The sequence below is a fragment of the Arthrobacter sp. P1_D12 genome (genome assembly GCF_056406175.1).
The window spans coordinates 126,299-137,730 of record NZ_JBFUAR010000018.1; the positions used below are offsets into that span (position 1 = coordinate 126,299).

The 11,432-nt window shown below is 68.9% G+C and carries 10 protein-coding genes and 1 riboswitch; of the genes, 6 read left to right on the forward strand and 4 right to left on the reverse strand.

Going from position 1 to position 11,432, the window contains the following annotated elements:
• The first annotated feature begins 66 nt into the window (after nt 1-66).
• Together AC1DZV_RS14685 and pabB are read left to right on the forward strand one after the other, a co-directional pair.
• Nucleotides 67-639, forward strand: a complete 573-nt coding sequence (locus tag AC1DZV_RS14685) for a low molecular weight protein-tyrosine-phosphatase (RefSeq protein WP_476951964.1) — start codon at nt 67-69, stop codon at nt 637-639.
• A complete protein-coding gene (gene pabB / locus AC1DZV_RS14690; protein WP_476951963.1) occupies nt 636-2,717 on the forward strand; it encodes an aminodeoxychorismate synthase component I in 2,082 nt (693 codons plus the stop codon). Before AC1DZV_RS14685 ends, pabB begins: the two co-directional genes overlap by 4 nt.
• 23 nt (nt 2,718-2,740) lie before the next feature.
• Here the strand turns inward: pabB and cls are convergent, their stop codons facing one another.
• Nucleotides 2,741-4,216, reverse strand: coding sequence for a cardiolipin synthase (gene cls / locus AC1DZV_RS14695; protein WP_476951962.1), 1,476 nt, complete (start codon nt 4,214-4,216; stop codon nt 2,741-2,743).
• Nucleotides 4,217-4,309: 93 nt separating this feature from the next.
• Between cls and AC1DZV_RS14700 the strand changes: the two genes are divergently transcribed.
• Nucleotides 4,310-5,278 carry an aminodeoxychorismate lyase gene (locus AC1DZV_RS14700; RefSeq protein WP_476951961.1) on the forward strand — a complete coding sequence of 323 codons (969 nt, stop codon included), beginning with the start codon at nt 4,310-4,312 and terminating at the stop codon, nt 5,276-5,278.
• Nucleotides 5,279-5,284: 6 nt separating this feature from the next.
• Here the strand turns inward: AC1DZV_RS14700 and AC1DZV_RS14705 are convergent, their stop codons facing one another.
• Nucleotides 5,285-6,238, reverse strand: coding sequence for an ATP-grasp domain-containing protein (locus AC1DZV_RS14705; protein ID WP_476951960.1), 954 nt, complete (start codon nt 6,236-6,238; stop codon nt 5,285-5,287).
• Between the two features lie 318 nt (nt 6,239-6,556).
• Nucleotides 6,557-6,670, forward strand: a riboswitch (SAM riboswitch).
• 12 nt (nt 6,671-6,682) lie between these two features.
• Here AC1DZV_RS14705 and AC1DZV_RS14710 point away from each other — a divergent pair.
• Genes AC1DZV_RS14710 through AC1DZV_RS14720 form a run of 3 tightly spaced genes read left to right on the forward strand, consistent with a single transcriptional unit; the run spans nt 6,683 to nt 8,616 of the window.
• Entirely contained in the window at nt 6,683-6,991 is a 309-nt protein-coding gene (locus AC1DZV_RS14710) for a DUF1737 domain-containing protein (protein WP_476951959.1), read from the forward strand.
• Entirely contained in the window at nt 6,988-7,407 is a 420-nt protein-coding gene (locus AC1DZV_RS14715; protein ID WP_476954000.1) for a rhodanese-like domain-containing protein, read from the forward strand. Before AC1DZV_RS14710 ends, AC1DZV_RS14715 begins: the two co-directional genes overlap by 4 nt.
• The gene (locus AC1DZV_RS14720; RefSeq protein WP_459385794.1) at nt 7,408-8,616 is read left to right on the forward strand and encodes an O-succinylhomoserine sulfhydrylase; all 1,209 of its coding nucleotides are present in this window, start codon (nt 7,408-7,410) and stop codon (nt 8,614-8,616) included.
• 39 nt (nt 8,617-8,655) lie between these two features.
• Here AC1DZV_RS14720 and AC1DZV_RS14725 read toward each other — a convergent pair whose 3' ends face one another.
• A complete protein-coding gene (locus AC1DZV_RS14725; RefSeq protein ID WP_476951956.1) occupies nt 8,656-9,840 on the reverse strand; it encodes a glutamate--cysteine ligase 2 in 1,185 nt (394 codons plus the stop codon).
• A gap of 51 nt (nt 9,841-9,891) precedes the next feature.
• Entirely contained in the window at nt 9,892-11,415 is a 1,524-nt protein-coding gene (locus AC1DZV_RS14730) for a UDP-N-acetylglucosamine 1-carboxyvinyltransferase (protein ID WP_028275394.1), read from the reverse strand.
• Nucleotides 11,416-11,432: the final 17 nt, after the last annotated feature.

Sequence of the window (11,432 nt, forward strand, 5' to 3'; positions counted from 1 at the left end):
GACATTTTTTGTAATGTTTCGCGGCGGCCAGCTAGCCAAGAGGCCCGGGATCGTTCATGCTTAGCTATGACCTCAATGTCGAGCCAGTACCGGATCATCGCGGTCTGCACCGGAAACATCTGCCGGTCCCCGATGGCGGAACTTATGCTGGCGGAGGCATTCCGGGCCGAGCGCCTCACGGGGGCCGTGGTCGATTCCGCCGGCACCACCGCGTATGAGGCCGGCCGGCCCATCGATCCCCGGGCAGCGCGCAAACTCACGGCGCAGAACATCGCTTCGGACCGCCACGTGGCGCGCGAATGGCGGCCCGAATGGTTCGCGAGCCGGGATCTGATCCTGGCCCTCGACGTCGACCACTACGGCTGGCTCCGGCAGGCAGCACCGGACCGGGACTCCCTGGCCAAGATCCGCATGCTCCGCAGCTTCGACCCCGCCGTGGCGGACAAGGACCCGCTGGAGCAGGGCATCGAGGACCCGTGGTACGGCGGCCACACCGACTTCGACACCACCTGGAACCTCATCCGGGCCTCCCTTCCGGGGATTGTGCAGCACGTACGCACCGAGCTTGAGCGGCAGGACGGGCAACATCACGGCAGTGATCAACCCAATGCACAGCAGCCGGTACGCTCTATTTCATGAGCCCCGCACCCGTCATCATCGCAATCGACGGGCGCTCCGGCTCCGGCAAGACCACCCTGGCCATCGAACTGGCGGCGCGGTTGAGGGAGCACCACAAGGTCTCGCTCTTCCACCTCGAGGACATCTATCCCGGCTGGAACGGGCTGGCGGCGGGGATCGAACGCTACGTCAGCACCGTGCTTTCGCCCTTGCGGCGCGGGGAGAACGCGGAATGGGTCAGCTGGGACTGGGCACGGCACTACGACGGCGAGGCCCGCACCACACGCCCGGCCGAAATCGTCCTGGTGGAGGGCGTCGGTGCCGGCGCGGCGGCCGCAGTGCCCCTGCTGGACGCCGTGATCTGGGCGGACTCCTCCGACGCGGACCGCCGGGCCCGGGCGCTGGCCCGGGACGGCGACACCTACGAACCGTTTTGGGACCAGTGGGCTGCGCAGGAAGCGGAGTGGCTGGCGGCCGATGACGTCCCGGCCCGCGCTGATGTGCACGTGCTCAACCTGGCGGACGGCACCGCCCCGGACGACGTCCTGCAAGCCCTTCAGTACCTTCCCGCCGTCGCCCCCGCCCTGCTGCCCGAACTCGCCGCCCGGCGCGGGCTGCAGTTGCTGGCGGAACGGGTCGAGGCCCGGCCCGAGGCCGGGCAGCTGTTTGCGGCGCTCTTTGGCGGTTCACCCAACGCCGTGTGGCTCGACTCCTCCCTGGACCCGGCAGGACTGGCCCCGGAGGCCGCGGAGCGGAGCCGCTTCAGCATTTTGGCGGACGACGGCGGCCGCTTCGGCCAGGCCGTCCGGCACAGTTCCGGACGGACCCGCGTCAGCACGGGCCAGGCCACCGTGACCACCGATGGCCCGTTCTTCCGCTGGCTCGACGGCGTGTGGGGCAGCCGCGCGCTCCGCGCACCTGAGGCCTACCCGTGCGAGTTCACCCTGGGCTGGCTCGGGTACCTCGGCTACGAGCTCAAGCGCGAAACCGGCGGGAACGACGTCACCGCCACCACCCCGGACGCCTGCCTGATCTTCGCCGGCCGTGCCGTGGTCCTTGACCATGCCGAGGGCACAGCCTGGCTGCTGACCCTGGACTCACCCGACGCCGGGGACTGGCTTGAGGCGGCACGCACGGCCGTCACCGCGGCCGCGCCGGCGCCCGGGGCCGCGCACGCCTCCCCGGCCCAGCGTGTCAGCGCCCCGCAACCCACCGCCCCGCAAACCACCGCCCCGCGCTTCGCCGCCCGGGACACGGAAGCCGGCTACAAGGCGAAGGTCACCGAGGCCCAGCGTGAGATCGCGGAAGGAAACACCTACGAGGTCTGCCTGACCACGGTGCTCACGGCTGCCTCGCCCGCGGGGCCTCAGGGCGTGGATCCGTGGCCGGCCTACCTGGACCTGCGGCGCCGGAACCCGGCCCCGTTCGCCAGCTTCCTGCGGTTCGGCGGGCTCGCCGTGGCGAGCACGTCGCCGGAGCGGTTCCTGCAGATTGCCGCGGACGGCAGGATGCGGGCCGAGCCGATCAAGGGCACGCGCCGCCGGGACACAGACCCAGGCACGGATGCCGCGCTGCGCGAGGAACTGGAATCTTCGGCCAAGGACCGGGCGGAAAACATCATGATCGTGGACCTGTTGCGCAACGACTTGAGCCATTTCGCCGTCCCGGGTTCGGTGGCCGTCAGCCGGCTGTGCGCGATCGAGAGCTACGCCACCGTGCACCAGATGGTGAGCACCATCGATGCCCGGCTGCGGCCCGGGATGCCGCGGGCCGAGGCGGTCGCGGCCTGTTTCCCCGCGGGTTCGATGACCGGCGCCCCGAAGGTCAGCACCATGGCCATCCTGGACCGGCTGGAGGCCGCGCCGCGCGGCGTGTACTCCGGGGCGATCGGCTACTTCTCCCTGAACGGGGCCGCCGATCTCGCCGTCGCAATCCGGACCCTCGTGGTCAGCGCCCCCGGCGAGGGTGCCGCGGAACTGAGTCTCGGCGTCGGCGGCGCTGTCACCGCCGACTCGACCCCGCAGGAGGAGTACGAGGAAATCCGGACCAAAGCGTTCGGTGTCCTCTCGGCGCTCGGCGCCGGCTTTCCCACGGGCTGAGTCGGCTGTCCCGCCGCCCCCGGCTACTGCAGGGTGGCCGTCAGCCGCGCGACGTTGTCCACGTATTTGACGCCCATCGGACGTTTCATCCAGTCCTCGAGCGTAAGTTCGCGCGAAATGCCCCGGTAGGTGTCCTCCACGGCGCTGATCCGCCGCACGATGTCCTCCCCTAGGAGCATCACGGAGACCTCCAGGTTCAGCGAGAAGGAGCGCATGTCCATGTTGCTGGAACCCAGCACGGCAACGTCGTCGTCGATCGTGAAGTGCTTGGCGTGCAGCACGAAGGGGGCCTTGTAGAGGTAGATCCGCACCCCGGCTTCAAGCAGCGCCTCATAGTAGGACTGCTGGGCGTGGTGGACCAGGAACTGGTCGCCCTTTTCCGAGACGAAGAGTTCGACGTCGACGCCGCGCTGCGCCGCCGTCGTCACCGCATACAGCAGCGAGTCATCCGGGACGAAGTACGGGCTGCAGATCGAGATCTTGCGCTGAGCCGAGTAAATCAGCGTGTTGAAGAGCCGCAGATTGTTTTCGGTGATGAAGCCGGGGCCGCTGGGCACCACCTGGGCGGTGATGTTGCCGGCGTGCAGTTCGGGCCGGTGCGAGAGCTGTTCCTCAATGGATTCGTCGGTCTCGCTGAGCCAGTCCGTGGCGAAGACGACGTTGAGCGTGGTGACGATCGGTCCACGCAGGCAGGCCATCAGCTCGACCCATTCACGGCCGATCTTGCGGTGCTTGGGGTTGTTGTAGGAGGGCTCGATCAGGTTCTGCGATCCGGTGAAGGCGATCTCGCCGTCGATCACCATGATCTTGCGGTGGTTGCGCAGGTCCGGTCGGCGCCACTGCCCCTGCAGCGGGTTGAGCGGCAGCATGGGCCGCCAGCGGATCTTGCTGGCCTTGAGCCGGGCGATCAGCTTGCGATAGCCCTTGATGCGAAGCGTGCCAAGGTGATCGAACAGGACACGGACCTCGACGCCGCGCTCGGCGGCCTCTTCCAGCGCGGTCAGCAGATCGTCCGTGACGTGGTCCGAGCTCATGATGTAGAACTCGGCGTTGACGAAGGACTTTGCGCCGCGGACCGCCGCGGCCATCGCCTTGATGGAGTCGGGGTAGCCGGGCAGCAGCTCCACTTGGTTACCGTCCACCATCGGCAGCGAGCCCAGCGTCTTGTTCAGTTCCGCGGCGGAAGCCACCCATTCGGGTCCGGCGTAGCGGCTTTCCAGCATCGCCAGTTCCGAGGTCCCGGCGCGCACTCGGGTATTGACCGCGTCCTGCTGCGCGCGGCGCTTGCGGGAGAGCCGGAAGTTGCCGAACAGCAGGAACAGGAGCAGGCCGATGGTCGGCACGATGAAGATGCCCAGCAGCCACGCCATCGCGGTGGTGGGCCGCCGGTTTCCGGGGATGATGCCCAGTGCCAGCACCCGGATGGCGAAGTCGATCACCGTCAAAATCAGAATCGCCCAGGACGGTAAAGTCTCCGCCAGCGGAAATGGCCACAGCACAGGCGAACCCCTCAACGTACAAGCCACGCGGAACAGTTCCGAACGGGCAGTGACCAAATCCTATCCCGCGACCACCGAGACTAAGCTTTAGCCATGACCACTCCTGCCCCTGTTCCTGCGCCCGCGACCGTTCTGGTCTTCCTCGACCCGGCGTTCGACGGCGGCCGCGTTGCCGACGCGTCGCAGCCGCAGCTGATGGCCACGGACCTGGGCGCCACCCGCGGCGACGGCGTTTTCGAATCCCTCCTGGCCGTCGGCGGCCGGCCCCGCAAGATCCAGGCGCACCTGACCCGGCTGGCGGGCTCGGCCCGGCTTCTGGAGCTGGACATCCCCGCCGAGGATGCATGGCGGCGGGCGGTGGAAACCGCCATCCGCGAGTTCCGCGGGCAGGACCCCGCCGCGGCTGCAGCGGGCGGCGCGGAGCAGGACGAGGTGGTGGTGAAGCTGATTGTCACCCGCGGGCCGGAGGGCGCGGCTGCCCCCACGTGCTGGGTCCAGGCCTCCGCCCCGGCCGCCGCGGGACGACGGCAGCGCGAGACCGGGATCGACGTCATCCTGCTCGACCGCGGCTACGACAGTGAAGTTGGCGAGCGCGCCCCGTGGCTCCTGCTCGGCGCCAAGACCCTTTCCTACGCCGTGAACATGGCGGCGCTGCGCTACGCCCACCGGCAGGGCGCCGACGACGTCATCTTCACGTCCGCGGACGGCAGGGTGCTGGAGGGTCCGACGTCGACCGTTCTGCTGGCCCACCTGGAAACCTCGGACGACGGCGCCGGCGGAGTCCGCACCGTCCGGCGGCTCATCACGCCCCAGCTGGACAGCGGCATCCTGCCCGGCACTTCACAGGGCGCCCTGTTCACCGCTGCCAAGGCCGCCGGCTGGGAGCTGGGCTACGGCCCGCTGGAGCCGAAGGACCTGCTGGACGCCGACGCGGTCTGGCTGATCTCCAGCATCCGGCTCCTGGCCCCGGTGAACCACATCGACGGGCAGGAAATCGGCACCCCGGAACTCCGGCGCCAGCTCACTGCCGAACTCAACGCCCTCTTCGCGACCATCGAATAGCAACGCTCACCCCAGGGCGTCCGCGGGCACTGCCGGGCACCGGCGGAACGAGGCCGGGTTGAACGCCGGGAGCATGAACGTTGCGAGCACGGCGTCGAGCATTTCCGGGGCCCAGGTGCTGTTCTCCCCCAGGGTCGCGCAGACACCCAGCACCACGGGCGTTCCGTCGGTGCGGCGGCGGATCTGGACCTGGACCGGCCCGGCCAGCCCGAGCGTGCGGACGGCGGCCAGGCCCAGCTTGCGCACATCCCCGGCCTGGTTCGCCGGCACCCTGCGGCTGACCTCGTCGCTGCCGGCGCGTCCATACGGAGTCCTGGTCTTCTCGAGGACCACCGCCACCGGCGCCATCGCGTTGCGTGCCGGAGTGCCGAACACCAGGCACACATAGTCGGCGCCCGGGATAAATTCCTGGACCAGTTGCCCCGCCGGCATGTTCTTCCAGCTAACGGAGTCGGTTCCGGCCAGCAGGTGGACACCATGGGAGCCTTTGAAGACCCGCGGCTTGACCACCACGGGGCCGCTGAGGCCGGCGAGGGATGCCGGCGCGGCGGCGAGGTCGCCCGGAACCGCGAACCGGGGCACCGGGATGCCGGCGGCTTGCAGCGCCCAGGTGGTGAACAGGTGGTCGTTGGCGAGGGCCACCGCGGCTGGGTCGGCCACGATGATCCGCACGTCCTGGGCGAATCCGGCGCGGGCCGCGGCCAGGAGCGGGAGCTCCACGGTGAGGGTCGGAATGATGACGTTGATGGCTTCGCGGTCCACCACCCGGCGCAGGTCCAGGACCATGTCCGGGTTCGTAGCCGGCAGGAGCCTGACCGCGGCGGCGGGAGCCTCCCCGGCCTGGCGGGTGTCGGCGCGGGCGTCGGTGCCGAGGTACGGGAGGCCCCGGGCTTCGAGCTGGGCCGCGACGGCCCGTCCGGCGGCGCTTGTAATCCCGGTAACGAGTATGCGCGGGCCCACGATTGCTCCATTCCGCCGTCACCGGCCGGACCGCGGCTGCGGCTCCGACCGTTCCAGCCACCGATTCCCAGACAGCTTGTTGATGGACAGACGAGTCGATTCCGGGACTGCTCGATTCACACATTGCTCGAATCACCTGCAGCTCCGGCCGACGCGTCGGACCTAATCCCCCCAGTAGACGGCGACACGTCCCGGCAGACACGAGTGGGCTGTACCCGAAACTGGAGCCCGCCACTACTCGCCCGGGCCGCGGTCCGGTTACGGAACATGACGACGGCGGCCGTGCGGGCCGGCGTCGCAGGTGTTACGTTTTTGGGGAGTAATGAGAACCGGTGCCAAGCCCTGACTGGCCGGTCGGCAACCCTCCCTTTCGCGGCGGGGTGCCTCAGGTGAATACTCGGCATTCGAGAATTCGAGCTGCAAGCGTGAAAGAGGAGATCCGTCGTGCCCGAGACGTCAATACCCACAACAGCCACACCCGGTTCAGCACCCGGCGAGGAGAGGCTGGCCTACCGGCTGTTCACCGGCGCGGATGACCGCGCCTTTTGCGAGCGGGTGTCAGCCGCCCTGGCCGAGGGCTACGTGCTGCATGGAAGCCCCGCCGCCAGCTTCAACGGAAGCACCGTGATCGTGGCGCAGGCGCTGGTCCTGCCGGCCGCGATTGCCAGTGCGGACGCCGCCGTGGCCAATGCGGTTGATGAGCTCGACGCCGACGAATTTGGCGCCGACGGGGCCTTCGCGGGCCACGCATGAGCTACGCCGGAGACCTCAGCCCGCAGGAGGCGTGGGCCAAGCTGGAGGCCGGAGCCATCCTGGTGGATGTCCGGACCGAGGGCGAATGGGCCCACATCGGCATCCCGGACACCGCGGCCGCGGGCGAGAGCCGCAGCGATCCGCTCTTCATCCAGTGGAACCTCGCCGGCGGCATGCCGAACCCGCACTTCGTGGAACAGCTAAGGCAGCGGGCGCCGGCGGACACCGCCGTCGAACTGGTGTTCCTTTGCCGTTCCGGTGCCCGGTCGATCGCCGCCGCGACGGCCGCGACGGCCGCCGGCTACACCTCGTACAACGTCCTTGAGGGCTTCGAAGGCGAGACCGACCGCTTTGGCGGACGCACCGTCAATGGCTGGAAGAACCGCGGCCTGCCCACCAACCTCGGAAAGATCTAAGTGACTTTCAATCCCGACGCCGCCGGCTGGGCGGCCGACACCCAGGCTGTCCGTGGCGGCCTTGACCGCACCGGCTTCCAGGAAACCACCGAGCCGATCTTCCTCAACTCAGGATTCGTCTACGAGTCCGCGGCCGCCGCCGAGCGCGCCTTCACCGGGGAGGACGAGCGCTTCGTCTACTCCCGCTACGGCAACCCCTCCGTCGCCACCTTCCAGGAGCGGCTCCGGCTGCTCGAGGGAACGGAGGCGTGTTTCGCGACCGCGTCCGGCATGTCCGCCGTCTTCACCGCCCTGGGCGCGCTGCTGGCGGCCGGCGACCGGGTGGTCGCGGCCCGCTCGCTGTTCGGCTCGTGCTTCGTGATCCTTAACGAAATCCTGCCGCGCTGGGGAGTCGAGACGGTCTTCGTGGACGGCCCGGACCTGGAGCAGTGGCAATCCGCGCTGTCCGAGCCGACCACGGCGGTGTTCTTCGAGTCGCCGTCGAACCCGATGCAGGAAATCGTGGACATCGCCGCCGTGAGCAAACTGGCGCACGCGGCCGGCGCCACGGTGGTGGTAGACAACGTCTTCGCCACCCCGCTGCTCCAGCGCTGCGGCGACCTCGGCGCGGACGTGGTGGTCTACTCCGGCACCAAGCACATCGACGGCCAGGGCCGCGTCCTGGGCGGGGCCATCCTGGGCACCAAGGAATTCATCGACGGGCCCGTCAAGCAGCTCATGCGGCACACCGGTCCGGCGCTTTCGGCGTTCAACGCCTGGGTGCTCACCAAGGGCTTGGAGACCATGGCCCTGCGCGTCAACCATTCCTCGGCCTCCGCGCTGCGGCTGGCCGAATGGCTCGAGGGACAGCCTGCGGTCGGCTGGGTAAAGTACCCGCTGCTGCCGTCCCACCCGCAGTACCCGCTCGCAGTGCAGCAGATGAAGGCCGGCGGGACCGTGCTCACCCTGGAACTGCAGCCCTCCCCCGGCCGCACGGCGAAGCAGGCCGCGTTCGCACTCCTGGACGCACTGCGGATCATCGACATCTCCAACAACCTGGGCGATGCCAAGACGCTCATCACGCACCCGGCCACCACCACGCACCGCGCGATGGGCCCGGAAGGCCGCGCGGCGATCGGGCTCAGCGACGGCGTGGTTCGGCTTTCGGTGGGGCTGGAGGACGTCGAGGACCTGATCCGAGACCTCGGCCAGGCGCTCAAGCAGGTCTAGGGGCTTCCGCCCCTGCCCTGCACTGCCTCGGGCTCCCGGTCAGGCCGGGCGCAACCGGCCCAGGGCCGAACGATTGTCTGCCGGCCCCTCGGTGACGGGCCCCTGGGTGGTCAGTTCGATGGCCCGCTCGACGACGGCGGGCAGGCCGCCGGCCCGGAACGGGCCGCGCTGCAGCTGCGAACCGGTGCCCTCTGCCAGAATCCGCTCAACGCCCTCGCGCGCCAGCTCCAGCTCGCCCTGTTCCTCAAGCACCGGGGCCACGAAGTCCACGAGCGCCCTGACCACGTCCGCGGCCGGGGCCGGGGTGAAGGTTCCGAAGTCCAGGAGCTCTCCGCGCAGTCCGCAATTGCTGGCTTGCCAGGCGGCCATCCGCAGCAGCAGCGTGGGCACCGGGGCGGGATCGACGCCTTCGTTCCATTCCCGCGCGGCGGACTCCACGAGGGCGCGCACCAGCACGGCAATCAGGGCAGCATCTTCGGCCCGCAAGCAGACATCCGCGACCCGGATCTCCACGGTGGGATGCTGACGGGCCAGCCGTGCGTCGAAATAGACCATCCCCTCGTCCATCAGGACGCCGCTTTCGACCAGCCGGGTGACCACGCGGCGGTAGACGGGCAGGCTGCCGAAGATCATCGTGGGACCCGAGCCCGGCCAGCGGTTCCAGGCCTGGGTGCGGTAGCTTTCGAATCCGGTCTCAGCCCCGTTCCAGTAGGGGGAATTCGCGCTGAGTGCTATCAGCACGGCCAGCTTGTCGCGGATCCGGTCCATTACCGCCACGCCCTCCTCCGGGGACTCCACAAAGGTGTGGACGTGGAGGCCGCAGGTCAGCTGGTTCCGGACGGTGAGCCCGAAGCGCTGCTGCATGGTCATATAGCGCGGATTCGGCGTCAGGTGGGTGGCTGAGCCTTGGGGCGACGTGGCCAGGGCCGCGACGCGCCCGCCGTGCGCCCGGGCGGCCTGGTCCGCAAGGGACCGGCCACGCCTGAGCTGCCGGAGCAGTTCCGTGTATTCCAGGCACGGATGCGTCTGGGTCTCGATCTGTTCGAGCTTGAGCTCGTAGCTGAAGTCGGCGCCTTCGTGGACCGGTTTCTGTGCCGGGAGAACCCTGGCGGCTTCCTGCTGCGGCGGCACCAGACTCGGCAGCATGAGCTCAGCGAGGGCAAGCAGCATCCCCGATTCGGGGTCCACTATCAGCAGTTCTTCCTCCACGCCGAAGGTGCGCATGAATCTATTGTGCGTCAGGATCCGCCGAAACGCCCCACACCAACGCGGGGCTCAGTCTTGGAAATACTCGATCTTCGCCCCGATGGTGTTCAGCCGCTCGGCCAGGTCCTCATAGCCGCGTTCAATGACATAGATGTTCCGCAGCTCCGAGACGCCACGGGCCGCCAGCATGGCCAGCAGCAGGCAGGCGGCGGGGCGGAGGGCAGGCGGGCAGCCCACCTCGGCCGCCCGCCACTTGCTGGGCCCGTTGACGTAAATGCGGTGCGGATCGAGCAGCTGGACCTGGGCGCCCAGCTTGTTGAGCTCGGTCAGGTAGATGGCCCGGTTCTCGTAGACCCAGTCATGGATCATGGTCTGGCCGTGGGCGTTGGCGGCGATCACCGCGAAGAAGGGCAGGTTGTCGATGTTCAGCCCGGGGAAGGGCATGGGGTGGATCTTGTCCTCCGGCGCCCGCAGCTCCGAAGGCTTGGTGGTGACATCCACCAGGCGGGTGCGGCCGTTGCGGGCAAAGTACTCCCCCGAAACCTCGAGCCGCTGGCCCATCTGCTCGAGCGTGGCGAGTTCGATTTCCATGAACTCGATCGGGACGCGGCGGATGGTGACTTCCGAGTTCGTCACGATGCCGGCGGTGATGAGGCTCATCGCCTCGATGGGGTCCTCGGACGGGAAGTATTCGATGTCAGCGTCGATCGACGGCCGGCCGGTGATCTTCAGCGTCGTGGTGCCAACCCCGGCGATGTCCACGCCGAGCATCTGCAGGTAGAAGCACAGATCCTGCACCATGTAGTTCGGGCTGGCATTGCGGATGATGGTGGTGCCACGGCGGTGGGCTGCGGCCATGATGGCGTTCTCGGTGACGGTGTCGCCGCGTTCGCTGAGCACGAAGGAGCGGTCGTGACCGTCCGACGGCGGCGCCTGCACCGCGTAGAACCCGGACTTCGCCTCCACGCTAAGGCCGAACTGGCGCAGTGCCTGCATGTGCGGCTGCACGGTGCGGGTGCCGAGGTCGCAGCCGCCGGCGTAGGGCAGCCGGTAGGTGTCGGCCTCGTCCAGCAGCGGGCCCAGGAGCATGATGACGCTGCGGGTCCGGCGGGCCGCCTCCACATCCATGGAGGCCAGGTCCAGGACGGCGGGGCGGCGGATCTGGAGGTCGTTCGCGTTGAGCCAGGTGCACTCGACGCCGATGCTGGTCAGCACCTCCACGATCCGGTTGACTTCCTCGATCCGGGCAAGCCGGCGCAGCGTGGTGGTCCCGCGGTTGATGAGGCTGGCGCACAACAGCGCGACGCCGGCATTCTTGCTGCTGTTGACGTCCACCGCGCCGGCGAGGGTGCGGCCGCCCTCGACGCGCAGGTGGGTCATCTGGGGCCGGCCCACCTTGACGATGCTGTGCCCGACGATCGCCTCCAGGCGCTGGATCATCTTCAGGCTCAGGTTCTGCTTGCCCTGTTCCATCCGGGCGATGGCGCTCTGGCTGGTGCCCAGCTCGGCGGCGAGTTGCCCCTGGGTCCAGCCCTTGGCGCCGCGCGCCTCGCGGAGCAGGATGCCTACATGTTCAGCAGTCGGTTGAGTCATGCTCCCGAAAATATCAC

Bases quoted from the DNA above. Each gene is read 5' to 3' on its own strand.
- AC1DZV_RS14715 (WP_476954000.1), top strand. From the start codon at position 6,988: ATGAGCTACGCCGGAGACCTCAGCCCGCAGGAGGCGTGGGCCAAGCTG.
- pabB (WP_476951963.1), top strand. From the start codon at position 636: ATGAGCCCCGCACCCGTCATCATCGCAATCGACGGGCGCTCCGGCTCC.
- AC1DZV_RS14725 (WP_476951956.1), bottom strand. From the start codon at position 9,840: ATGCGCACCTTCGGCGTGGAGGAAGAACTGCTGATAGTGGACCCCGAA.
- AC1DZV_RS14730 (WP_028275394.1), bottom strand. From the start codon at position 11,415: ATGACTCAACCGACTGCTGAACATGTAGGCATCCTGCTCCGCGAGGCG.
- AC1DZV_RS14685 (WP_476951964.1), top strand. From the start codon at position 67: ATGACCTCAATGTCGAGCCAGTACCGGATCATCGCGGTCTGCACCGGA.
- AC1DZV_RS14700 (WP_476951961.1), top strand. From the start codon at position 4,310: ATGACCACTCCTGCCCCTGTTCCTGCGCCCGCGACCGTTCTGGTCTTC.